Source organism: Chromobacterium haemolyticum (assembly GCF_002081825.1).
Lineage (GTDB): Bacteria > Pseudomonadota > Gammaproteobacteria > Burkholderiales > Chromobacteriaceae > Chromobacterium > Chromobacterium fluminis.
The window spans coordinates 61,893-84,963 of the sequence record NZ_MUKU01000016.1; the positions used below are offsets into that span (position 1 = coordinate 61,893).

19 protein-coding genes are annotated in these 23,071 nt (G+C 63.7%); 12 read left to right on the top strand and 7 right to left on the bottom strand.

Annotated features, from left to right (window positions below; genetic code table 11):
• Positions 1–132: 132 nt before the first annotated feature.
• The 7 genes from B0T39_RS13755 to B0T39_RS13785 all read left to right on the top strand — a co-directional run bounded on the left by B0T39_RS13755 (position 133) and on the right by B0T39_RS13785 (position 9,558).
• A complete protein-coding gene (locus tag B0T39_RS13755; RefSeq protein ID WP_081547525.1) occupies positions 133–1,830 on the top strand; it encodes a methyl-accepting chemotaxis protein in 1,698 nt (565 codons plus the stop codon).
• 447 nt (positions 1,831–2,277) lie between these two features.
• Positions 2,278–3,660 carry an OprD family outer membrane porin gene (locus B0T39_RS13760; protein WP_081547527.1) on the top strand — a complete coding sequence of 461 codons (1,383 nt, stop codon included), beginning with the start codon at positions 2,278–2,280 and terminating at the stop codon, positions 3,658–3,660.
• 183 nt (positions 3,661–3,843) lie between these two features.
• The gene (locus B0T39_RS13765) at positions 3,844–5,103 is read left to right on the top strand and encodes an ABC transporter substrate-binding protein (protein ID WP_081547529.1); all 1,260 of its coding nucleotides are present in this window, start codon (positions 3,844–3,846) and stop codon (positions 5,101–5,103) included.
• A 104-nt stretch (positions 5,104–5,207) separates the two neighbouring features.
• Positions 5,208–6,071: a carbohydrate ABC transporter permease gene (locus tag B0T39_RS13770; protein ID WP_081547531.1), complete on the top strand. Its 864-nt coding sequence runs from the start codon at positions 5,208–5,210 to the stop codon at positions 6,069–6,071.
• A 9-nt stretch (positions 6,072–6,080) separates the two neighbouring features.
• Entirely contained in the window at positions 6,081–6,950 is an 870-nt protein-coding gene (locus tag B0T39_RS13775; protein WP_081547533.1) for a carbohydrate ABC transporter permease, read from the top strand.
• The gene (gene nagZ, locus B0T39_RS13780; RefSeq protein ID WP_081547535.1) at positions 6,947–8,434 is read left to right on the top strand and encodes a beta-N-acetylhexosaminidase; all 1,488 of its coding nucleotides are present in this window, start codon (positions 6,947–6,949) and stop codon (positions 8,432–8,434) included. The genes B0T39_RS13775 and nagZ overlap by 4 nt, the downstream gene beginning before the upstream one ends.
• Positions 8,435–8,445: 11 nt before the next feature.
• The gene (locus B0T39_RS13785; protein ID WP_081547537.1) at positions 8,446–9,558 is read left to right on the top strand and encodes an ABC transporter ATP-binding protein; all 1,113 of its coding nucleotides are present in this window, start codon (positions 8,446–8,448) and stop codon (positions 9,556–9,558) included.
• Positions 9,559–9,725: 167 nt separating this feature from the next.
• Here B0T39_RS13785 and B0T39_RS13790 read toward each other — a convergent pair whose 3' ends face one another.
• The 6 genes from B0T39_RS13790 to glpK form a co-directional block, all read right to left on the bottom strand.
• Positions 9,726–10,406, bottom strand: a complete 681-nt coding sequence (locus tag B0T39_RS13790; RefSeq protein WP_081547539.1) for a B3/B4 domain-containing protein — start codon at positions 10,404–10,406, stop codon at positions 9,726–9,728.
• 154 nt (positions 10,407–10,560) lie between these two features.
• Positions 10,561–10,938 (bottom strand): hypothetical protein, encoded by a 378-nt coding sequence (locus tag B0T39_RS13795; RefSeq protein ID WP_081547541.1) that lies wholly within the window; start codon positions 10,936–10,938, stop codon positions 10,561–10,563.
• 419 nt (positions 10,939–11,357) lie between these two features.
• On the bottom strand, positions 11,358–12,875 hold the full coding sequence (glpD, locus tag B0T39_RS13800) for a glycerol-3-phosphate dehydrogenase (RefSeq protein WP_081547543.1): 1,518 nt from the start codon (positions 12,873–12,875) through the stop codon (positions 11,358–11,360).
• 245 nt (positions 12,876–13,120) lie between these two features.
• Positions 13,121–14,467, bottom strand: coding sequence for a glycerol-3-phosphate transporter (gene glpT, locus B0T39_RS13805; RefSeq protein ID WP_081547545.1), 1,347 nt, complete (start codon positions 14,465–14,467; stop codon positions 13,121–13,123).
• A gap of 124 nt (positions 14,468–14,591) precedes the next feature.
• Entirely contained in the window at positions 14,592–15,293 is a 702-nt protein-coding gene (locus tag B0T39_RS13810; RefSeq protein ID WP_081547547.1) for an MIP/aquaporin family protein, read from the bottom strand.
• Positions 15,294–15,379: 86 nt separating this feature from the next.
• Complete coding sequence (gene glpK / locus B0T39_RS13815; protein WP_081547549.1) at positions 15,380–16,885, bottom strand: glycerol kinase GlpK; 1,506 nt, start codon at positions 16,883–16,885, stop codon at positions 15,380–15,382.
• A gap of 731 nt (positions 16,886–17,616) precedes the next feature.
• Here glpK and pyk point away from each other — a divergent pair.
• From pyk to B0T39_RS13830, 3 genes are all read left to right on the top strand, one after another.
• On the top strand, positions 17,617–19,023 hold the full coding sequence (gene pyk, locus B0T39_RS13820) for a pyruvate kinase (RefSeq protein WP_081547551.1): 1,407 nt from the start codon (positions 17,617–17,619) through the stop codon (positions 19,021–19,023).
• A 113-nt stretch (positions 19,024–19,136) separates the two neighbouring features.
• The gene (locus B0T39_RS13825) at positions 19,137–19,913 is read left to right on the top strand and encodes a substrate-binding periplasmic protein (RefSeq protein WP_081547553.1); all 777 of its coding nucleotides are present in this window, start codon (positions 19,137–19,139) and stop codon (positions 19,911–19,913) included.
• 69 nt (positions 19,914–19,982) lie between these two features.
• Positions 19,983–21,194, top strand: a complete 1,212-nt coding sequence (locus tag B0T39_RS13830) for a winged helix-turn-helix domain-containing protein (protein WP_081547555.1) — start codon at positions 19,983–19,985, stop codon at positions 21,192–21,194.
• 5 nt (positions 21,195–21,199) lie between these two features.
• Here the strand turns inward: B0T39_RS13830 and B0T39_RS13835 are convergent, their stop codons facing one another.
• Positions 21,200–21,658: a GNAT family N-acetyltransferase gene (locus B0T39_RS13835; RefSeq protein ID WP_081547605.1), complete on the bottom strand. Its 459-nt coding sequence runs from the start codon at positions 21,656–21,658 to the stop codon at positions 21,200–21,202.
• Positions 21,659–21,818: 160 nt separating this feature from the next.
• Here B0T39_RS13835 and B0T39_RS13840 point away from each other — a divergent pair, with 160 nt between their 5' ends.
• Complete coding sequence (locus B0T39_RS13840) at positions 21,819–22,148, top strand: hypothetical protein (RefSeq protein WP_039756937.1); 330 nt, start codon at positions 21,819–21,821, stop codon at positions 22,146–22,148.
• A 109-nt stretch (positions 22,149–22,257) separates the two neighbouring features.
• The gene (locus tag B0T39_RS13845; RefSeq protein ID WP_081547557.1) at positions 22,258–22,827 is read left to right on the top strand and encodes a PTS sugar transporter subunit IIA; all 570 of its coding nucleotides are present in this window, start codon (positions 22,258–22,260) and stop codon (positions 22,825–22,827) included.
• Positions 22,828–23,071: the final 244 nt, after the last annotated feature.

Here is a 23,071-nt window from a genome sequence, read left to right on the forward strand (position 1 = left end):
AAATTTGCAGCAGCGGCTTTTAAGTTCAGCCTCGGGATCACGGCCTTGCCATGCCACCGTCACATGCCGCGTCTACACCTCCAAATAGTCAAAATCGGTTTTATGCATGCAAAAGCTAATTCGGAGAGCGTCATGTTCAACCGCCTGACCATCGCCCAGCGCCTAAGCGCGCTCGTCGCGGCCCTGCTGGCCATCACTATTCTGATCAGCCTGTTTGGCCAGCACGCGCAAAAAGGCATACTCGACGACTTCGCCACCACCTACAACGACCGGGTGGTCTGCCTGAAGCAGCTGAAAACCGTGGCCGACAGCTACGCTGTCGGCATAGTCGATGGGGCGCACAAACTGCATGCCGGCGCCATCGACGCGGCCGGTTTTCTCGGCGGCATAGACGCCGCGCAAGTGGCGCTGAAAAAACAATGGGGCGACTACCGCGCCACTTATCTGACCGATGAGGAAAAAACCCTGGCCGACCAGGCAGAGGCGGCGATGCGCCACGCCGACGCCAGCGTGGCCCGACTCAAAAGCCTGGCCCAGTCCGGGGACCGCGCCGCGATGCAACTCTTCCTGGACAAGGAAATGTACCCGGCCATCGATCCCATCGCCAACCGCATCGCCGCGCTGATCGACTTGCAGCTGCGAGTGGCGGCGGAAGAGTTTGTCAAGGCGCAGGAGCGCGCCGCCGCCAGCCGCGTCGTCGCCATCGCGCTCTTGATCTGCGGCGTGGCGCTGGGCGCCGTGCTGTCGCTGATCATCATCCGCTCGCTGATGGCCGAGCTGGGCGGCGAGCCGCGCGATGTGGTGGCGCTGACCGAGCGCATCGCCAACGGCGACCTCAGCCAAAGGCTGCAGGTCAAGGCAGGCGATCAGCACAGTGTGGTCGCCTCAATGGCCCGCATGCAAAGCGGGCTGATCCGCATGGTGCGCGCCATGCAACAGATCATCAGCCAGCTAAGCGCCAACGCCACCGAGCTGGCGGCGGCGGCGGAACAGGTGGCCGCCAGCGCCGAGGAACAGACCCGGGCCGCCTCGTCGATGTCGGCCTCGGTGGAACAATTGTCGGTCAGCATTTGCTCGGTGGACGACAACACCACCGACGTGGCCACCGAATCCGTCTCCACCGGCGACCTGGCCACCCGCGGCGAATCCATCATCGACCAAACCCTGCACACCATAGAATCGGTGGCCGACATGGCGCGCGCCTCGCAGGCGCAAGCCGACCTGATGAGCAGCCGCTCGCAGCAGATCTCCAATGTGATCCAGGTAATACGCGACGTGGCCGACCAAACCAATCTGCTGGCGCTGAACGCCGCCATTGAAGCCGCGCGCGCCGGCGAACAGGGCCGCGGCTTCGCCGTGGTGGCCGACGAAGTGCGCAAGCTATCCGAGCGCACTGCCCAGTCCACCTCCGAAATCGGCGCCAGCATCCGCGAAATGCTGGATAGCAGCGCCCATGTGGTGCAGAACATCCACCACACCGTGGACCACATGGAAGTGGGACTGCAGCAGGCCAGCGACGCGCGCGCAGCCATCACCGGCATCAACGACAAGGTGGCCAGGGTCAAACAGTCGCTGAGCGCGATTTCGGTGTCGCTGCACGAGCAGCAGGCCACCGGCACCGGCATCGCCGCCAATGTGGAGAAAGTGGCGCAGATGTCCGAGGAAACCAGCGCCGCCGCCAACCAAACCGCGGACTCCGCCAGCCAGATGGAACAGATGTCGCACGAGCTGCAATCCAGCATCAACTATTTCACCTTGCCGCAGGCCGGCCAAAGCCAAAGCGAAGAAACACCGCTGCAAACCGGCCACTCCTTGGCGGCCGCCGGCTGAAACCCCGTTTACCCCCTCTCCGCACTTGGCCTGGCACTTGCCAGGCTTTTTTTTAGTCTGGCAATGCCCCATGGCCTATGGGTCAGCCGGCGCTTACCTTCGCCGCAACGCCATGCTGCATAGCAACAATGTCGATAAGCGAACACTCACCGTTCTCGCACACACTATTGCGACTGAAAACGCATAGTTTCCACGGCCAATCATTCGTTGGCGCTACAAATTTCGTTCGCAAAAACAAAAAGCAGATGCCTTTCATTTGCATTTGGCGGCGATCTTGCGCCAATAAGCGGCTATTTCAGGGAAACCCATGTGCATGGCAGCATTGCAACAATATGACGAATTATTTTGCAATACCAATGAGATACCAATTGAGAGCCAGTAAAAGACCAGATAGTTTTAGCGCAGGACATCCAACAGAGGTGTCGCCACGTGATTGGAGTGACTGAAATGCCTAAGCCGACCAAGCTTGCCCTACTACTGTTGACCGCCCTGCCCTGTGTCGTCATGGCGGCGGAAGACTCGATTCCGACTAACGACACCTCACCCACCCAGGGCGCGCCGGCCACTTTCGAGCCGGTGGACGTCTACGACTTGATCACCAAGTCCGAAACCACCGTCAGCGCCATCTATTACGGCCGCAACCGCCAAGCGGACTGGCCCGCTCCGCCCAACGGCAAAAACCGCGACGACATCACCGTCAACGCGCTCAACCTGGGCCTGAACTTCCGTTCCGGCTACGCCTGGAACAAGCTGGGCTTCGACGCCGCCGCCCACGCCGCCATCCGCCTGGACAGCGGCAAAGGCTGGTCGGAAGTGCTGAATCACGACGTCAACGACAGCTCCCAGCCCGGCGGCGTGGACAAGAGCGCCGCGGTGTTGAGCCAGGCCGCGCTGAAATTCCGTCAGCACGAAGACGGCCAGGGCTTCTCCGCCCGCGCCGGCTACACCCCGATAGGCATCGGCACCCTGGGCACCTCCGGCGGCCTGCAATCCCACGCCTACCGGGGCGTGGAAATGAAATACAAGTTCGGCGACTTCGAAGTGGGCTACGGCTGGGCCGACCAATTCCGCAATGAGTGGGACACCCGCTTCCGCGACATGACCAATTCCTGGGAGCAGGGCCGCAGCAACGGCAGCACCGCCAAACGAGTCGATTACGTCAACAGCCTGGGCTTCCGCTACGCGCCCAAAAACGGCTTCGTCGACGTTGGCGTAGGCGAAGGCAAGGACTACCGCCGCAACGCCCAGATCGCCGGCTCCTACTCCTGGCAGCTCAACGGCGACGACAAGCTGACCGCCACCGGCTACTACTTCACCGGCAAGTACCAGACTCAGCTCTCCGGCTTCCAGAACCCCAAGAGCGAATACCACGCCAGCGGCAGCGTCAGCTACGCCACCAACGGCTGGACGCTGATGGGCGGCCTGGGCTACACCAAGGCCCCGGACTCCGGCGAGTTGAACTTCCGCATGACGCCGTGGGGCAATAGCGACAACCGCAACTTCATCCAGACCTGGGGCCAGCTGGACGACTTCGTCTGGGACGGCACCACCGTCTACAAGCTGGGCGTCAACTACGACCTGGCCAAGGTGGGCGTGCCCGGCTTGACCGTGGGCCTGTCCGGCAACTACGCCACCGGGATGAAAAACCCGGGCAAGGCCGATACCAAGGCCCATGAAGTGGACTTCAGCATCGGCTACAGCGTGCAAAGCGGCATGTTCAAGGGCGCCAGCATCGGCGTCTATCCGGCCTGGTTGCGCACCGACGGCTTCTACGGCAAATCCGACCGCAACGACGTGAAAGTCATCGCCTCCTACAGCAAGACCTTCTGATCCGCGCGGCCAGCCGGGCGTCCTATCGCCCGTCCTGCCGCCGGCTCACTGGCATTGAACTGGTCTCGCTTTCATTGACACCACTTCAATGCCACAATGCGGCAACAAGAAATTCAAATAGCATAAAATTGCACCCCGGCCGCCACGGTTGACGCCGACGTCGGCCCCCATGGAGAAACCATCATGAAACTCAACGCCTTCGCTCGCGCCGCCCTGCTCGCCGCCGGCTGCGCCGTCGCCCTGCCGGCGCTAGCCGCCGACAAGCCGGTGCTGGAAGTGTGGACTATGAGCCTGTCGCCCAAATTCGACGGCTACTTCAAGGATCTGGTCGGCAAATACAACGCCCAGAACCCCAATGTCGAAATCAAATGGACCGACTACCCCTGGGACGTGATCCAGTCCAAGTTCACCGCCGCCGTCGGCGCCGGCAAACCGCCGGCCCTGGTCAACCTGAACGTGCCCTGGGCTTACGACTACAAGCAAAGCGGCCTGCTGCAGCCGCTGGACAGCGTGATCAACAAGGGCCAGTACGTGGACGGCGCGATCAAGGACGTCACTTTCGACGGCAAGGTTTACGCCTTCCCTCACTACAACGGCGCCAACGTCATCGCCTACAACGCCGAACTGTTCAAGAAAGCCGGCCTCAACCCGGCCAAGCCGCCCAAATCGCTGGACGAGCAGCTGGCTTACGCCAAAACCATCAAGGCCAAAACCGGCGTCGCCGGCTTCGCCCCGGCGCTAGGCCCCACCAAGATCGAAGGCTTTCTGATCCAGAACGGCCTGCCCTTGCTCAAGGACGGCAAACCGGTGTTCAACAGCCCGGCCCACGTGGCCATGCTGAAAAAACTGGGCGACGCCTACAAGTCCGGCGCGCTGCTGAAGGACAATCTGTTCGCCCAGGACAACTTCCAGGTATCCATCGCCGCCTACAACAGCGGCCGCATGGCCATGCTGGTCACCACCCCGGCCTCGCTGACCCGGGTGCGCGACGAAGCGCCCAAGCTCTACCAGTCCACCCAAGTGGCTCCGGCGCCCATCGGCCCCACCGGCATCGCCGCCGGCGGCTGGATGTTCAACTTCGGCGTGGCGCGCAACGTCAACAAGGCGCTGCTGCCGGAGATCGGCAAGTTCGGCAACTACCTGACCAACGCCGACAACCAGCTCGCCTTCGCCAAGCTGGCCGGCACCCTGCCTACCGCGCGCAAGGCGGCGCAGGACCCCTACTTCCAGAAAGTGGCCAATGACGCTGGCGCGGCGGAAAAAGCCGTCGGCGTGGCCGCCGCCAGCCTGGACAAGACCCGCACCATCTACCTGGCCGGCGTCAAGGACCCAGACGTGCTGTCCGCCCGCCTGGCCGCCGCGGTGGAGAAAGCCGTCACCGGCCGCCAGGACCCCAAGGCCGCACTGGACGAGGCCGCGGCGTTCTGGAGCGGCAAACTGTAAAACGCGCTTGAACGCGGCGGCGTCCCAAACGCCGCCGCCCCGCAACCCGCAGGCCGACGCCGCATCCCGGCGCCGGCCTGCCGCTACGTCACAAGGTTCTGCCCATGCGCACCAAGACCACGCTGCAAGCCTATCTGTTCCTGGCCCCGGCGCTGCTGCTGATGCTGGCGTTCTCCTTCTGGCCGGTGGGCTTCGGCAGCTTCATCGCCTTCACCCAGTACAATCTGATCGACAGCCCACGCTGGGTGGGCCTGGACAATTTCCGCGATTTGTTCGGCGATGAACTGTTCCTGGCCTCGCTGAAAAATTCCGCCGTCTACCTGCTGGTGGTGCCGGTGATCCAGGTCGTCGCCATGCTGCTGGCGGTGCTGGTCAACAACCAGCTGCCGGCGATCAAGTGGTTCCGCGCAGCCTACTACCTGCCCGTGGTCACCTCGGTATCGGTAATCGGCATCATCTGGAACTTCATGTATACCGAGGACGGCGTGCTTAACGCCGCACTGCACTGGCTGCGGGTGATCAACGAACCGGTGGGCTGGCTCAACGACGACCGCATCGCGCTGTTCGCGGTGATGTTCATCACCGTCTGGCGCGGCCTGGGCTGGTATATGGTGCTCTACCTGGCCGGCCTGCAAGCGGTGCCGGCCGATATCTACGAAGCCGCGCAACTGGACGGCGCCAACGCCTGGCAGCGCTTCTGGCGCATCACCGTGCCGCTGCTGGCGCCCACCATCCTGCTGTGCTCGGTGATGTCGGTGCTGGCCGCGGTCAAGGCTTTCGAGGAGGTACAGATCATGACCAAGGGCGGGCCGATGCAATCCACCTACACCGCGCTGTTCTACGCCTACGAGTTCGGCATCAAATCGCTGAACTTCGGCCGCGCGCTGGCCGCCAGCCTGGTGATGTCGGTGTTCTGCGTGGCGCTGGCGTGGTTGAACTTCCGCTATCTGCAGCCGCGCGACGCTTAAGGAAACGCCATGCACAACACCGCCACCCTCGCCGCGCCCGCCGCCCGCCGCCACAGCGCCCGGCTGAGCAAGCTGGCCGGCCGCGGCCTGCACTATCTGGTGCTGAGCCTGATCGCCGTCGTCACCGTCTACCCGTTCTGGTGGACGCTGGTCACCGCGCTGTCCACCGAGGGCGATGTGTTCGCCTTCCCGCCTCCCTTGCTGCCCAGCGCCCCCGGCCTGGACAACTTCAAGGAGGCGGTGTCCAGCATCGATCTGCTGGCCTTCTACAAGAACTCCGTCATCATCGCGCTGGCCACCGTGGCCGGCACCCTGCTGGTCAGCGCGCTGGCCGCCTACCCGCTGGCGCGGATGCGCTTTCCCGGCCGCAAGCTGGTGTTCGGCGCCATCCTCGCCACCATGATCCTGCCCAGCGAAGTCAATTTCCTGGTCAACTTCATCACCGTGTCCAAGCTGCAACTCACCGACAGCTACAGCGGCGTGGTGCTGCCCACGCTGGCGGGGGCGGTGGGCATCTTCCTGATGAAGCAGGCCTTTGAGGCGGTGCCGCAGGACTTGATCGACGCCGCCCGCGTCGACGGCGCCGGCGACTGGCAGATCTTCTGGAAAATCATGCTGCCGCTGTCGCGCCCGGCCTTGGCGGCGCTGACCATACTCACCATGGTGTCGGCGTGGAACCAATACATCTGGCCGTCCATCGTGATGTCCAGCCCGGACAAATTCCCGCTGTCGGTGGGCGTGCTCTACCTGTCCGGCGCCTTCAGTTTCAAAACCCGGGTGGTGGCCGCCGGCGCGGTGCTGACCGTGCTGCCCATCCTGCTGGTCTTCCTGTTCACCCAGCGCTACTTCCTGCGCGGATTCGATGGAGCCGTCAAATGAGCGACACCCTGCAACAACTGGCCGGCCAGGCGCTGATGGTGGATGTGGCCGGCCCGCGCCTGGGCGAGGACGAAGCCGCCTTCCTGCAACAGCTGGGCGCGCGCGCCATCTGCCTGTTTCGCCGAAATGTGCCGGACGAGGCCAGCATCCGCCGGTTGATCGCCGATCTGCAATGCGCGCTGGGCGAAGACATCCTGATCGGCATGGACCAGGAAGGCGGCGCGGTGATGCGCACCCTGTTCCTGCCGGCGGCGCCGTCGGCGATGGCGCTGGGCGCGGTGGACGACGCGGAACTGGCCGAGAAAGTAGGCGCCGCGGTGGCGCGCGGCCTGGCCAGCCTGGGCGTGAACTGGAATTTCGCCCCGGTGCTGGACCTCAACAACAACCCCGACAATCCGGTGATCTCGGAACGCTCCTTCGGCGAAAACCCGCTCAAGGCGGCGAGACTGGCGCGCGCCTGGATCAGCGGCCATCTGTCCGAAGGCGTCGCCTGCTGCGTCAAGCACTTCCCCGGCCACGGCGACACCCACACCGACTCCCATCTGGATCTGCCTGTGGTAGACAAGCCCAAGGCCGAGTTGCGCGATTACGAGCTGTCACAGTTCGCCGCGCTGGCCGACCTCGCCCCCGGCATGATGAGCGCCCACATCCGTTTTCCGACGCTGGACGCGGACTGGCCGGCCACGCTGTCGCCGGCCATCCTGCAACAACTGCTGCGCGAACAGCTGGGCTACCAAGGCGTGATGATCACCGACGGCATGAATATGAAGGCCATCCGCGAACGCTGGGGCCAGGCCCAGGGCAGCGCCCAGGCGCTGGCCGCCGGCGCCGACCTCAGCCTGGTGCTGCAATTCCAGGACGAAATGGAGGATAGCAAGCAGGCGCTGATAGCCGCCGTTGCCGCCGGCCGGCTGAGCGAGGCGCGGCTACAGGAAGCGGCTGCGCGCGTGGACGCGCTGATCCGGCGCTACCCTAGCCGCCAGCGCGATTACAGCGCGGCGCAGCGCGCCGCCGACGCCGAATTGTTCGCCGACGTCTGGCGCCGCGCGCTGACCGCCCACGGCCAGCCGCAACGCCCGCCGGTGGGCGCCATACTGCGCCTGGTGGTGCAGGACCAGGCGCCGTCCGACGGCGTGTCCGAGGCCGGCCTGTCCGCCGACGCGCTGATCGCCCGGCTGTCGCGCCGCTTCAGCCTGGAAGTGATCCGCTACCAGCGGCGCGAGGAACTGGACTGGCGCCGGCTGCCTCAGGACGGCCGCTACACCGTGGTCGCCTCCACCACCCGCGAGCGCTACGGCGCGCGCGAACGCGCCGAATGGCGGCCGGATCTGCACCTGGCCTTGTGGAACCCCTACGCCGCCGCCGATCTCGACGCGCCGGCGCTGATCAGCTACGGCTTCGCCGACGCCGCGCTGGACGCCGTCGCCCAATGGCTGGCCGGCGAGATAGAAGCCGCAGGCGCGCTGCCGGCGCGCTTGCAATAAAAGGATTCGATATGGCCCACCTCAAGCTCAGCAATATTCAGAAAGTCTACGACGACGACAACGCCGTCATCCACGGCGTGGACCTCGCCGTCCGCGACGGCGAATTCATGGTTTTCGTCGGCCCGTCCGGCTGCGGAAAATCCACCATGATGCGCATGATCGCCGGCCTGGAAGACATCAGCGCCGGCGAACTGTGGATAGGCGGCCAGCTCGCCAACGACATCCAGCCGTCCAAGCGCGGCGTGGCCATGGTGTTCCAGAGCTACGCGCTCTACCCCCACATGACGGTGCGGGAAAACATGGCTTTCGGCCTCAAGCTGGCCGGCAAGAGCAAGTCCGAAATCGCCGCCGCCGTGCACCGCGCGGCGCTGACGCTGCAGATCGAACACCTGCTGGACCGCAAGCCCAAGGCGCTGTCCGGCGGCCAGCGCCAGCGCGTGGCCATCGGCCGCGCCATCGTGCGCAAGCCGGAAGTGTTTCTATTCGACGAGCCGCTGTCCAATTTGGACGCCGCGCTCAGGGTGCAGATGCGTATCGAACTGGCGCGGCTGCACAAGGAATTGGGCAGCACCATGATTTACGTCACCCACGACCAGGTGGAAGCGATGACCATGGGCGACCGCATCGCCGTGTTCAACGCCGGCCGCATCGAGCAGGTGGGCACACCGCTGGAGCTGTACCAACGCCCGGCCAACCGCTTCGTCGCCGGCTTCATCGGCTCGCCCAAGATGAATTTCCTGCCGGCGGCCATCGTTGCGGACACGCCCGCCGGCCTGACGCTGGAACTGCCCGGCGGCAAGCAGCTTAGCCTGCCGTGTCAAGGCCGCGCCGGCGACGCCGTCACCCTGGGCGTGCGCGCCGAGCACCTGCGCTTCGCCGACGCCGGCGTGCCGGCGACGGTGCAGCTGGTCGAACACCTGGGCGATGTGCAGATCGTCTACGTCCAGGCCGACGGCGTGGCCGAGCCCATCGCCGTCAAACTGGGCGGCCAGGACAGTGCGCCACAGGCAGGCAGCGGCTGCCGCCTGACGCTGGACGCCGAGCACTGTCATCTATTCGACGCCCGTGACCAGGCCTTGCCCCGGCTGGCGGCGCAAGCGCAGGCCCAGGCCGAGACGGTGTGAACAACGGCAGCGCATAAGCAAAAAGGACGCGATCGCGTCCTTTTTCATTTATCCACAGGAAAACTTATCCTGCCGTTTTATCCACAGTTTACCGCCCCGGAGAAATGGCGAACGGCGAGATCCGGTTCGCCAAGCCGGCGGCAAAGCTTACCCACAGGCTCACGTCATCACGCCACTTTATCCACAGCCGCTAGCTCAAAGCTCGCCCGCGCCGCGTCCAGTTCGAAACGGACCAGCCGCCCGGCATGCGGCCGCAGTTGCTCGGCCAGCCAGTCCATGCCCGCCGCGCCGGAAGGAAAAGCGCCGTCCGGCCGCTCGCTGACGAAGACCACGTCGCGGCTGCCGGCGTCCAGTTTGAACAAGTCCGATTCCAGCCAGTTCAAACTGCGACACACCACCTGTCGTTCACCGTTCAGCCATACCGCCTCGCCCGCTTGCGGCGTCTCCGCTTGATCCCGCCCCAGCGGCAGAAAAGGCTCGTCGCCGATGGCCAGGTCCAATTGCAATACGCCGCCCAGCTTGGCGATGTCCTCGCCGCCAAACGGACTCAGGCTAAGCAAGGACGCCTGGTTGTACAAATCCACCAGCGGCAGGATGCTGCGCAACTTGTCCTTTTGCGCCGCCTTGACCAGGTATTCCAGCGAGCAGCGCGCTTTCTTGTCGCCAGGCAAGTCCTTGTACAACTGTTTCCAGGCTTGCAACAACTCGTCCAGATCGCGCTCCGGTTCCGGCAAGGTCGGCAGCCGCGCCGGCAAGGCGGCGGCGTTTATATCCCGCGCGATCAAGCCGCTCACCTGGATCTGCGGCAGGCGGGACAATAAGGCGGGGCTCAGGGCAATCTGCATCATCGGGCTTTCCACGGTTGAATCCGTGTCAGCATAGGCCCGCCGCGGACAAAGGGGAAACGCGTTTTTTTGCTGGGGTATTAGCGCGACTGAATCGCCTCACGGCAATGAGCGGGGCCCCGCGAACGGGACCTGCTCAAGCCGGCATCGCGCGGGATCAATGAATGGAGCCGCTGCCCATATTGCCGTCCGCGTCCAGCAACTCGGCGGCGCTGAGCACCGCTTCTTCCAGCAGCGAGAAGAAACCGGCCCAGTATTCACCCTCCAGCCCTTCCGCGGTGAAATCGGCATACTCAGCCATGCGCGCGAGCAGGGAATCCTCCGTAGCGCAGGGATGGTCCGCCACGTGTGCAATGTAATGGCCGGCAAACTCGCGCCCCATCCGGTAAGCCTCGTGATCGCCGGCATTGGCCGGCACCGCCAGACAGTACAGACGCAAGCGCGGCGGCAGGCAGACGGCGAAGGAGGGTTCCTTCAGCGACTCCGCCTGGCCAACGGCGTCATCACGGCGACGAAATGGACGTTTTACGGACATAAGGCCTCCCATCGATCTTAGAACCTGTTTACGATCTGCTGCGCATTGGCGATACGACGTTGAAAACAAGCTCAAAATGCTCATATGCCCCTGTACATTTCTCTTTTTTGCTTGTTTTCGCCTTGTCTCGCCCTTGCTCGCGAGACTTTGAACAGGCGCTTACGGTGCGCCTGGCTTCAGGCTAGAAAAAGACAGAGTAGCAGCTTTGACGCGGCAAGGCCCGTACAGGATGGACCAGGCCGGCCGAAATAGCCGCGGCGGAGTAAAACCGGCCCATTTGCCAGCGCTGTGGATGAATTCGATTTTCAGGTATGGCTGTGGATAAATCCATCGATACTCGTTCAAGCGCGCATGGCTGTCGCCGGCAAAGACAAAGCCCGGCGCAAGGCCGGGCTGTTCTGGCTTGAAGCCGCCTTGACTCAGGCGGTCAGCCGCTGTTCCCGCGCGGCGCTCTGGCCCTGCAACCAGGCATCGATCACCTCGGCGGCGTGTGCCGGCAGGTGCAGTTTCAGCTTGGAACGGCGCCACAGGATGTCCTCGCTGCGCGTCGCCCATTCTTCGTCCGCCAAGTAGCGCAGCTCGGCCTCGTACAAGCCGGGCAGCAGTTCCGCGCCCAATTGCTCCAGGCCGGCGGCCTCGCCTATCAGCCTGGCCACGCGGGTGCCGTAGGCGCGCGCCCAACGCCGCGCCAGCGCTTCCGGCAGCCACGGGTACTGCTGACTCAGGCTTAGCAGAAAACGCTCGAAATCCGCGCCCGGCATGTCGCCGCCCGGCAGCGGCGCGTCGGCGGTCCAGGTGGTCTTGCGGTTGCCCAGCAGCGGCGCCAGTTTGTCCACCGCTTCTTCCGCCAGTTTGCGGAAGGTGGTGATCTTGCCGCCGAACACCGACAACAGCGGCGCACCGTTCAGGTCCATTTCCAGCGAGTAATCGCGGGTGACGCTGGCGGCGTTGCTGGCCTCGTCGTCCAGCAGCGGGCGCACGCCGGAGTAGGTGGACAGCACGTCGGCCGGGCGGATCTGAGTCTGGAAGTAACGGTTGCTCATCTGACACAGATAGGCCACTTCCTGATCGTCTATCGCCACCTTGGCCGGATCGCCGTGGTATTCCACGTCGGTGGTGCCGATCAGGGTGAAATCCTGCTCGTAGGGAATCGCGAAGATGATGCGCTTGTCCGGATTCTGGAAGATATAGGCATAGGGGTGGTCGAACAGTTTCTTGACCACGATGTGGCTGCCCTTGACCAGGCGGATGGATTTGCTAGACGGCAGCGCCAGCGTGTCCTTGATCAGGCTTTCCACCCACGGGCCGGCGGCGTTGACCAAGGCGCGGGCGCGCACCTGGCTGCGGCTGCCGTCTTCGGCCTGCAGCTCGCACAGCCAGTGTTCGCCGTCGCGGCGGGCGCCGACGCAGGCGGTGCGGGTCTGCACGCGCGCGCCGCGTTCGGCGGCGTCCTTGGCGTTGAGCACCACTAGCCGCGCGTCCTGCACCCAGCCGTCGGAGTAGACGAAACCGCGCTTGAACGCCGGCTTGATCGGCTGGCCGGCCGGGTGGCTGGCGAAGCTGACGGTTTCGGAAGCGGGCAACACTTCGCGGCGCGCCAGGTGGTCGTAGAGGAACAGGCCGCAGCGTATCATCCATTCCGGGCGCTGGTTCTTGTCGTGCGGCATCACGAAGCGCAGCGGCCAGATAATGTGCGGCGCGGCCTTGAGCAGCACTTCGCGCTCTTGCAGCGCTTTGCGCACCAGGCCGAACTCGTAGTACTCGAGATAGCGCAGGCCACCGTGGATCAGCTTGGTGCTGGCGGAGGAGGTGTGCGCGGCCAGGTCGTCCTTTTCGCACAGCATCACCGATAGGCCGCGTCCGGCCGCGTCGCGCGCGATGCCGGCGCCGTTGATGCCGCCGCCGATCACCATCAGGTCGTAAATCTCCACTGCCATCTTCCCTACCTCTTTCTTTCCAGGGGCGTTGTTCCCTCACTGGCGCGCGTTCAGCGCCCCAGCGATGCCATCCTACCCAGAATAATTATAAACGAACAAAAATACAACATTTTGCTTTCGTTTTAATGTGATTGGAACGCGGTTTTGTCGATATATCTGCCTAAACGCGGAAATACGCAAAAAAACAGGCGGCAACCAGGGTCGCCGCCTCGTAAAGCGCCCGGCAGCGCCGGGCCCTGCGGGATCTAAACTCGGTTCAAGACGGCGCTCTGATCGCGACCATGCCAGGTGGTCAGCGCCAGCAGCACAAAAGCCGCGATGCAAGAGCCCACCATCAACATGAAACCGCCGTCCCAACCGAAGTGATCGACGGTGTAGCCCACCACCGCGTTGGCGGCCACCGAGCCGCCCAGATAGCCGAACAGACCGGTGAAGCCAGCGGCGGTGCCGGCGGCTTTCTTCGGCGCCAGTTCCAGCGCGTGCAGGCCCACCAGCATTACCGGGCCGTAGATCAGGAAGCCGATGGCGATCAGCGCCAGCATGTCCACGGTGGGGTTGCCGGCCGGGTTCAGCCAGTACACCACGGTGGCCACGGTCACCAGTGCCATGAACAACATGCCGGTGGCGCCGCGGTTGCCCTTGAACAGTTTGTCGGACATCCAGCCGCACAGCAGGGTGCCGGGAATGCCGGCCCATTCGTACAGGAAGTAGGCCCACGAGGATTTATCCACCGAGAAGTGCTTGACCTCTTTCAGATAGGTGGGGGCCCAATCCAGCACGCCGTAGCGCAGCAGGTAGATGAAGACGTTGGCGAAGGCGATGTACCACAGCAGCTTGTTGGGCAGGATGTATTTCTTGAAGATGTCGCGCGCGCTCAGTTCTTGCTCGTGACTGGCGTTGTAGTCTTCCGGGTAGTCGTTCTTATAGGCTTCCACCGGCGGCAGGCCGCAAGACTGCGGGGTGTCGCGCATGGTCAGATAGGCGAAAATGGCGACGCCGATGGCGGCGGCGGCCGGCACGTAGAAGGCCGCGCGCCAGTCGTTGAACCAGCCCATGCCCAGGATGAACAAGGGGCCGATCAGACCGCCGCCCACGTTATGGGCGCAGTTCCAGATCGACACAATGCCGCCGCGTTCCTTCTGCGACCACCAGTGCACCATGGTGCGGCCGCTGGCCGGCCAACCCATGCCCTGGAACCAACCGTTAAGGAACAGCAGCACGAACATGATGCCCACGCTGGACGTAGCCCAAGGCACAAAGCCCATTAGCAGGAAGACGGCGGCGGACAGGATCAGGCCGACGCAGAGGAAGACGCGGGGATTGGAACGGTCCGACACCGCGCCCATCAGAAATTTGGAAATACCGTAAGCAATGGCGACGCCGGACATGGCGAAGCCCAGGTCGCCGCGCGAATAGCCTTGCTCCACCAGGTAGGGCATGGCCAGCGAGAAGTTCTTGCGCACCAGATAATAACCGGCGTAGCCGATGAAGATGCCGAGGAAGATCTGCCAACGCAGTCTTCGGTACAAACTGTCTTGCTCAGAGGAGGGCAATAGCGGCTGATGCGCCGCCGGTCGGAACATGCTGATCATGGGAACACCTCATTTTTTAGTGTGGCAACTACGGTCCGATCTGTGCCGGCTCCGGATTACAAGCGCGGCGGCTAAAGCGCCGCCGCGCAAAAACGGCGGCCGGTTCCAAAGAACCGGCCAGGCATCACAGGGTATAAGCCAAAGCCGCCAGCGCGCCGCCGACCAGGGAGCCCACCACCGGCACCCAGGCATAACCCCAGTCGCTGTCGCGCTTGCCGGCAATCGGCAGGATGGCGTGCATGATGCGCGGCGCCAGATCGCGCGCCGGGCTCATCGCGTAGCCGGTGGTGCCGCCCAGCGACACGCCGATGCCCAACACCAGCAAGGCCACCGGCAGCGCGTCGATGGCGCCCAGCGACATCTTGGGCGCCACCATGCTGAGGATGGCGAACACCAGCACGAAGGTGGCGACGATCTCGGACACCAGATTGCCCGGCAGGCTGCGAATGGCCGGGCCGGTGCAGAAGGTGGCCAGCTTGGTGTCGGCGCAATCGGTGCTGTCAAAATGCTTGCGGTAGATCAGCCACATCAGGCCGGCGCCGGTCATGCCGCCCAGCATCTGCGCCAGCACGTAGCCCGGCACCTTGGCCCACGAGAACTTGCCGGCCACCGCCAGCGCCACCGACACCGCCGGGTTCAGGTGGGCGCCGCTGATCGCCGCCACGCTGAACACGCCGACGAAAACCGCCATCGCCCAACCAAAGGCGATGACGATGAGGCCGCTATTGTGGCCCTTGGTGTTTTTCAGCAGCACATTGGCCACCACGCCGTTGCCCAGCAGCACCAGCAAGGCGGTGCCGATGAATTCGCCCATTAAAGGATTCATGATTGTGTCTTCCGGATAAGGAGTGCGTCCGCCGCGCCCGGGCGGCGGAGCCTATCAGTCGTCGCGTCCGAGGCGGACCGCGTTCATCAAGCCTGTTCGTCGTCGGCCCAGACCTTGGCGGCGTTCACCGCGCGCTGCCAGCCCTTGACCTTGCCGGCCACTTTCGCGGCTTCCAGCTGCGGCTTGAAGCGGCGGTCCAGCTGCCACTGCCCCTGCACGTCGTCGATGTTCTTCCAGTAGCCGACGGCGAGGCCGGCCAGGTAGGCCGCGCCCAGCGCGGTGGTTTCGGTGATCTTGGGGCGCACCACATCCACGCTCAGGATGTCGGACTGGAACTGCATCAGCAGTTCGTTGACGGTGGCGCCGCCGTCCACGCGTAGTTCGGCAATATCGAGGCCGGCATCGGCTTCCATTGCCTTGAGCACGTCCATGGTCTGGTAGGCGATGCTGTCCAGCGCCGCGCGGGCGATGTGGGCCGCCTTGGTGCCCAGGGTGGCGCCGACGATAGTGCCGCGCGCGTTGGGGTTCCAATGCGGCGCGCCCAGTCCGGCGAAGGCCGGCACCAGATAGACGCCATCGCTGTCGGCCACTTCCTGGGCCAGCGGGCCCACGTCGGCGGAATGACGAATGATGCCCAGGCCGTCGCGCAGCCATTTGACCACCGCGCCGCCGATGAAGATGGAGCCTTCCAGCGCGTACTGCACCTTGCCATCCACCTGCCAGGCAATGGTCGTCAGCAAATTGTTCTTGGATTCGATCGGCGCGTCGCCGGTGTTCAGCATCATGAAGCAGCCGGTGCCGTAGGTGTTTTTCACCATGCCGGGGCGGGTGCACTGCTGGCCGAACAAGGCCGCCTGTTGGTCGCCGGCCACACCGGCGATGGGAATTTCCACGCCCAAGTGCGCGGCGTGGGTGTGGCCGTAAACTTCGCTGGAGCTTTTCACTTCCGGCAGCATGCTGGCCGGAACGCCCATGATGTCCAGCAGTTCGGCGTCCCATTCCAGGGTGTGAATGTTGTACAGCATGGTGCGCGAGGCGTTGGACACGTCGGTGACATGCACTTTGCCGTGGGTGAAGTTCCAGATCAGCCAGCTGTCCACCGTGCCGAAGGCCAGCTTGCCGTCGCGAGCGCGTTCGCGCGCGCCCGGCACATTGTCCAGAATCCACTTGATCTTGCTGCCGGAGAAATAGGCGTCCACCAACAGGCCGGTCTTGGAACGGATCAACTCGCCCAAGCCCCGCGCCTTCAGCTCGTCGCAGAACTCCGCGGTGCGGCGGTCCTGCCAAACGATGGCGTTGTAGACCGGGTGGCCGGTCTCTCGGTCCCACACAATGGTGGTTTCGCGCTGATTGGTGATGCCAATGGCGGCGATGCTGCGGCCGTCGATGCCGGCCTTGGCCACCGCCTCGGCCGCCACGCCCACCTGGCCGCCCCAGATTTCCTGCGGATCGTGCTCCACCCAACCCGGCTGCGGGTAGATCTGGCGGAACTCCTTTTGCGCCAACGACACGATGTCGCCGCTGCGATTGAACAAAATGGCGCGAGAACTGGTGGTGCCTTGATCCAAGGCCAACACGAATTGATCCTGCATGGGGTTTCTCCTGTTCAGCCGGTGGGCGGCCTAATGTCTGAATGTTCGTTCGTTGCATGCGGCGGCGGATGCCGGTTGCGGACCGTGCTCCATCGCTCAAGTTATTGATAATGTTTCTTTTTGTACTTATGACGTTCGTTTTATTTTCGAGCCATTCTAGGCCCCGGCAAAAGCTTGTCAATCGTTCTTCGTAAAAAAATCTTAATATTGCGACTTTCCATGCCATCCCAATTCATGCTGCAGGGCAATAAAGACAAGGGTTTAGCGGCTGTAGCGTCTCACTACAAATATTGCTGTTTCAGTAAGTTATCGAGTAAAAGCCCTATGCTGCAGCGCATTGACCCGCGTCATTCTCCACTGACTCTGTGTTGCAACAAAGTTTTTGTCTTTATCTGGAGATAAAATAACCATGCTCTGGTCCCAGGATCCACCCGGGGCCAGCTTTTCGTTGGCTTGTCTTGATTGCCGCCGAGGAGGGAAAAACGCGCAAAAACGAACATTTTTCCCAGCTAAGTGGCGAGATTCGCACAAAGGCCGCTCATTTTCCGGCCCTCCGCCCCGCCGGCCTTACGTAGTCAAGCCGCTACAGCCTGACTGTGGCAGCATGACAGACAGTTCCATCAAGCGCGGCGCAGCCTGGATGGAAAGAAATACGGATGTGATTGGCAAAACAACACCGCCATGTCCGGCCGCGCGCAACGCCGCGGCTGGATCGGGCATAAAGGACTGTCATGCTTCGCAACACAAAAATCCTCGCCACGCTGGGCCCGGCTTCCAGCACACCCGAAATCATCTTGGAACTGGCCCGCTCCGGCGTTAACGTGTTCCGCCTCAATATGAGCCACGGCAATCACGACGACCACCGCGCGCGCCTGGCTTCCATCCGCGCCGCCGAAGCCGTGGTAGGCCGCCCGCTGGGCGTGCTGGTGGACCTGCAGGGACCCAAGCTGCGCATAGGCCAATTCGCCTCGCCGGCTACGGTGAACACCGGCGACACCTTCGACTTCGTGCTGGACGAGGTGGACGGCGACGCGCTACGCGCCAGCTTGCCTCACCCGGAAGCCTTCAGCGCGCTCAAGCCCGGCCACCGTATTCTGGTCAACGACGGCAAACTGGCGTTTCACGTGGAACAGGTGGAAGAACGCCGCATCGCCACCCGGGTGGAAGTGGGCGGAGAGTTGTCCAGCCGCAAAGGCTTCAACCTGCCGCAAACCATACTGCCGCTGTCCGCCATAACAGACAAAGACCGGGTGGACGCCGAGTTCGCTCTGAAGGAAGGTGCGGACTGGCTGGCGCTGTCCTTTGTGCAAACCGCCAACGACGTGCGCGAACTACGCGAACTGGTAGGCCGGAAGCTGGGCATCGTGGTCAAGATTGAAAAACCGTCGGCGGTGGACGAACTGGACGCCATCACCGAACTGGCCGACGCGGTCATGGTGGCGCGCGGCGATCTGGGCGTGGAGTTGCCGCCGGAAGACGTGCCGGTGGTTCAACGCCGCATCGTTCACCAATGCCGTCACCTGGGCCGCCCGGTCATCGTCGCCACCCAAATGCTGGAATCGATGATCACCGCGCCCACCCCCACCCGCGCCGAGGCCAACGACGTGGCCACCGCGGTTTACGAAGGCGCCGACGCGGTGATGCTGTCCGCGGAAACCGCGGCCGGCCAGTTCCCGCTGGAAGCGGTGCGCATCATGGACCGGGTAATCCGCCGCGTGGAAAGCGCGCCGGACTATCGCCGAGTCATGGCGCTGGATTACAGCGCCGCCGACGCGCCGGACCGCGCCGACGCCATCGCCGCCTGTGTGCGCAAGGTGGGCTCCTTGCTGCCGGTCACCGTATCCGCCGCCTTCACCACCAGCGGCTCCACCTGCCTGCGGCTGGCGCGCGAGCGCCCGCACACGCCCATTCTCGGCATTTCGCCGCGGCTGGACACCGCTCGCCGGCTGACCCTGGTCTGGGGCGTAGTGGCCTATAACGGCCCGGACGCGGAAAACCTGGAAGACATGGTGGTAAAAACCACCTTCGCCGCCACCAAGCTGGGCCTGGCGGAACAAGGCAAGCCCATGGTGATCATCGCCGGGGTGCCCTTCGGCACGCCGGGCACCACCAATTTGTTGCGCATCGTCTACCCCTGAGCGCCAGCTGAGCGACAAAGCAAACGGAACCCATGGGTTCCGTTTTTGTTTGCCCGTCGCCGGCCGCGACAACGGCTATGCTTAGCTGATCAGCACGCTCCGGATTCGCCTCGATGACCGCTAGCATCCGCCGCCTCGGCCTGACCCTGCTGCTGCTCGGCGCTTGCCTGGCCGCGCCCTGCCGCGGACAGGACGCGGAAACCCTGACCGTGGCGGTGGACGCCAACGCGCCGCCCTTCATGTACGAGGAGAACGAGCGGGTCGGCGGCCTCTACCCGCGGCTGGTCAGCGCCATTTGCGACAAAGCCGGCATTCCCCACGTGTTTCGGGCCTTGACGTGGCGCCGCGCGTTGTTTGAACTGGACCGCAGCGCGATGGCTGCGGCCGGCATCTACAAAACCGTCAACCGAGAGCAACGCTACGACTTCAGCCTGCCGCTTTACCAAGAGCACATCGTGGTGGTCTACCTCCGACAACGCCCTATCGAATTCCGCGGCCTGCCGGATCTGGACAATAAGCGCGTCGGCGTGATGGCGGGCTGGAGCTACGGCGACGAGTTCGACCGCGCGCGCGCCGACAAGCGTTTCATCGCCTATGAGGGCGACTCGGACCGCCAAAACCTTCTGCTGCTGCAACGCGGCAATCTGGACGCAGTGCTGGCGATACAGGAAGCGATGGACACTAGGCTGCAAAACGGCGCCTATTCCAACCTAGCGGTGGCGCCGACCATCCTGGCCAGCAAAGCCACTTATCTGGCCATCAACAAAACCTCGCCGCAACTGCCGCTGCTGCAACGCTTCAACCAGGCGCTGGAGAAAATGCGCCAGGACGGCAGTTATCAACAGTTGGTGAAACAGTTCTTCGCCGGCCACGCCTCCTCCAAACCCTAAGCGGATCGCCCCCCCTGAGCAAAACGGTTTTTGTTATAGTCATCCACTTGTCCTACCGATGACTATGCCATGTCCCTTTTGCACCTGTCGCCGCAGCAAGCCCGCCATCTGCAACTGGCCGCCCAAGGCCTGCTGAACCCGCCTCGCCGCAAAGCCGGCAAAGCCGACGTGCTGGCCGCCATCCGCCGCATGGCGCTATTGCAGATCGACACCATCCACGTAGTGGCGCGCAGCCCCTATCTAGTGCTGCACAGCCGGCTGGGATCTTACGACCCCGCCTGGCTGGACGAATTGCTCGCCGAAGGCCGTTTATTTGAATACTGGGCGCACGAAGCCTGCTTCGTCCCCATCGAGGACTACGGCCTGCTGCGCCACCGCATGCTGAATCCGGAAGCGATGGGCTGGAAATTCTCGCTGCGCTGGCTAGAGCAACACCGCGCCGACATCGACGCGCTGGTCGAAGGCATCCACGCCAACGGCCCAGTGCGTTCGGCGGACTTTGAACGCAAGGGCGGCAAGGGCAACGGCTGGTGGGACTGGAAACCGGAGAAGCGCCACCTGGAAGTCCTGTTCACGCTGGGGCGGCTGATGGTCAAGGAAAGACGCAATTTTCAGCGCGTTTATGATCTGGCGGAACGGGTGAAACCCGGCTGGGACGACGCGCGCGACCTGCCCACGGAGGAACAGGCGCAATGGCGGATGCTGCGCAACAGCTGCCGCGCGCTGGGCGTGGTCAAGGCCGGCTGGGTAGCAGATTACTACCGGCTCAAGCGCGGCCGCTACGACGCCATGCTGCACCAGATGGCCGACGCCGGCGAACTGATTCCAGCCCGCATCGACGGTTGGCAACACGACGTCTTCGTCGACGCCGGCCTGGCGGAATATTTGCCGCGAGCCGCCTCCGGCGAACTCAAAGCCGGCGCCACCGCCATTCTGTCGCCGTTCGACCCGCTGGTCTGGGACCGCAAGCGCGCCTCGGAACTGTTCGACTTCGACTACCGCATCGAATGCTATACCCCGGCGCCCAAACGCCAGTATGGCTATTTCGTGCTGCCCATTCTCAACCGCGGCAAGCTGGTCGGCCGGCTGGACGCCAAGGCCCACCGCGCCCAGGGCGTATTCGAAGTCAAGGCGCTGTACCTGGAACCCGGCGTCCGCCACAGCGCGCGGTTGACCGCCGATCTCAAGACCGCGCTGCAAAAACTGGCCGACTGGCACGGCGCGCCGCGGCTGCGCGTGGAACGCGCTCCAGGAGCGCTGGCGGCCGCGCTGATGGCCTGACGCTCCTAGATGGGCGTCAGTTGCTTGCGGTACTGGATATAGCCCAGGTTCTCCGCCAACTGGTCGTAGAGCCGCCTTGCCGTGGCGTTGGTCTCATGGGTCAGCCAATACACTCGCGAGCATTCCCGCTTGCTCGCCCACTCGTACACCCATTCGATCAACTGCCGCCCGGCGCCCAGGCCGCGGCAATCCTCAGCCACGAACAGATCCTGCAAATAACAATAATCGCCCAGGGTCCAACTGCTGGGGTGCAATACGATATGCACCAAGCCCACAGCTCGCTCTCCGTCCCAGGCCAGCCAGCCGCGCATCGCGTGATCCGGCAGCAAATAACGCCGCCAAGTCCCGTTGATGGTGGCCTCGTCCATCGTCACTTGGTAAAAACGTTGATAGCCGCGCCAAAGCGGCAACCAGGCCTCGTAGTCTTCCGCCCGCAGCGGACGGATGGAAAGCGTATTGCTCATGCCGATCTCCAGTGGCGGCGCGAACGCGCCCAATACGCGCATTGTGGCTCAGCCAAGATGAAGTCATAAGAACCACTTGGCCTTGCAGCCAGGAGCCACCGCCGGAACTTCGGCCTTCGCCGACGCTCAATACAGCATTTTCCCCAACGAGGACGTTTACATGCGCGCCACGCTTTTGATCGCCGCCGCTTCCGCCCTGGCTCTGGCCGCTTGCAGCGAGAAGCAAACCAACCAATTGCAGGAATCCGCCTCCAGCGCCATCGGCACGGTGCACAACTCGCTGCAGGACAGCAGCGCGCCGCTGGGCCAGCTCAAGGAACAAGCCAGCGCCGCCATTGGCGCGGCCAAGCAAGCCGGCGCCGCCGCCGCCGCGCTAAGCCCGGAACTGAAAGAACAAGTGGACAAGCTTAAAGAGCAAGCCTCCGCCGTGAAGGGCGCGTTGCAGGCCCAGGAGAAAAAGGCCGAACAGCCGCAATCCGAGCAAAAATAAGCCCGGCCGCGTTGGCGGCATTTTTATGCCGCCGCGCGTTTTCTTTAGCGGATCTTTAGCCCCCTCTGACTAGGATGAGGTCGCACCCTAGCCAAAGGAGAAATCCACCATGCTGACCCTGCCCGACCTCTGCGGCCCGCAAGACATCCTGCTCAATCAAACCCTGGCCGACAAGGCCGCCCTGCTGGAACACGCCGCCTCCCAGCTGGCCCAGCGCCACGCCCTGCACCGCCCGACGCTGGCCGCAGCGCTGCATGAGCGCGAACAGGCCGGCAGCACCGCGCTCGGCCACGGCCTCGCGCTGCCGCACGCCCGCATCGAGGGCCTGACGGAAGCCCGCGCGCTGCTGCTGCGGCTGCAAACCCCCATCGCCTTCGACGCCCCGGACCAACAAGCGGTGCATACCGCGCTGGTGCTCCTTTTGCCGCGGCAAAGCCGCGAAGCCCATCTGCATCTGCTGGCCAGCTGCGCACGCATGTTCGCGGAACGCCCGTTCCGCCAGGCGCTGGACCGCTGCCACAGCGCGCAGGCTCTCTATCACCTGCTGTGCGATTGGGCCGATCCGGAAGAATTGAACGACCCGCACTTCCTGCTGGACAGCAACCGCTACTTCATGGACAGCGAAGCCAGCTTGCGGCCGGATTACACAGTGAAGCGCAAGATGGTGGCGCGTTTCTAAAGAACGTGTTTACGATCTCGCGAGCTAAGAGCCTGTTCAAAGTCTGCTGCGCTTCAGCGATACGGCGTTGAAAACGAACTCAAAATGCTCATGTACCACTCGTACATTCCGCTTTTTCGCTCGTTTTCGCCTTGTCTCGCCCTTGCTCGCGAGACTTTGAACAGGCTCTAAGGCCTTGCGGCTGAGGAAGCGGAGTTTACAAGTAGTAAATGAACATTCCGAAGCCGCACTCACCGTGCCACGT

Excerpts from the sequence above, each read along its gene's own strand:
- B0T39_RS13755 (WP_081547525.1), top strand. The coding sequence starts at position 133 with ATGTTCAACCGCCTGACCATCGCCCAGCGCCTAAGCGCGCTCGTCGCG.
- B0T39_RS13760 (WP_081547527.1), top strand. The coding sequence starts at position 2,278 with ATGCCTAAGCCGACCAAGCTTGCCCTACTACTGTTGACCGCCCTGCCC.
- B0T39_RS13765 (WP_081547529.1), top strand. The coding sequence starts at position 3,844 with ATGAAACTCAACGCCTTCGCTCGCGCCGCCCTGCTCGCCGCCGGCTGC.
- B0T39_RS13770 (WP_081547531.1), top strand. The coding sequence starts at position 5,208 with ATGCGCACCAAGACCACGCTGCAAGCCTATCTGTTCCTGGCCCCGGCG.
- B0T39_RS13775 (WP_081547533.1), top strand. The coding sequence starts at position 6,081 with ATGCACAACACCGCCACCCTCGCCGCGCCCGCCGCCCGCCGCCACAGC.
- nagZ (WP_081547535.1), top strand. The coding sequence starts at position 6,947 with ATGAGCGACACCCTGCAACAACTGGCCGGCCAGGCGCTGATGGTGGAT.
- B0T39_RS13785 (WP_081547537.1), top strand. The coding sequence starts at position 8,446 with ATGGCCCACCTCAAGCTCAGCAATATTCAGAAAGTCTACGACGACGAC.
- B0T39_RS13790 (WP_081547539.1), bottom strand. The coding sequence starts at position 10,406 with ATGATGCAGATTGCCCTGAGCCCCGCCTTATTGTCCCGCCTGCCGCAG.
- B0T39_RS13795 (WP_081547541.1), bottom strand. The coding sequence starts at position 10,938 with ATGTCCGTAAAACGTCCATTTCGTCGCCGTGATGACGCCGTTGGCCAG.
- glpD (WP_081547543.1), bottom strand. The coding sequence starts at position 12,875 with ATGGCAGTGGAGATTTACGACCTGATGGTGATCGGCGGCGGCATCAAC.
- glpT (WP_081547545.1), bottom strand. The coding sequence starts at position 14,467 with ATGATCAGCATGTTCCGACCGGCGGCGCATCAGCCGCTATTGCCCTCC.
- B0T39_RS13810 (WP_081547547.1), bottom strand. The coding sequence starts at position 15,293 with ATGAATCCTTTAATGGGCGAATTCATCGGCACCGCCTTGCTGGTGCTG.
- glpK (WP_081547549.1), bottom strand. The coding sequence starts at position 16,885 with ATGCAGGATCAATTCGTGTTGGCCTTGGATCAAGGCACCACCAGTTCT.
- pyk (WP_081547551.1), top strand. The coding sequence starts at position 17,617 with ATGCTTCGCAACACAAAAATCCTCGCCACGCTGGGCCCGGCTTCCAGC.
- B0T39_RS13825 (WP_081547553.1), top strand. The coding sequence starts at position 19,137 with ATGACCGCTAGCATCCGCCGCCTCGGCCTGACCCTGCTGCTGCTCGGC.
- B0T39_RS13830 (WP_081547555.1), top strand. The coding sequence starts at position 19,983 with ATGTCCCTTTTGCACCTGTCGCCGCAGCAAGCCCGCCATCTGCAACTG.
- B0T39_RS13835 (WP_081547605.1), bottom strand. The coding sequence starts at position 21,658 with ATGAGCAATACGCTTTCCATCCGTCCGCTGCGGGCGGAAGACTACGAG.
- B0T39_RS13840 (WP_039756937.1), top strand. The coding sequence starts at position 21,819 with ATGCGCGCCACGCTTTTGATCGCCGCCGCTTCCGCCCTGGCTCTGGCC.
- B0T39_RS13845 (WP_081547557.1), top strand. The coding sequence starts at position 22,258 with ATGCTGACCCTGCCCGACCTCTGCGGCCCGCAAGACATCCTGCTCAAT.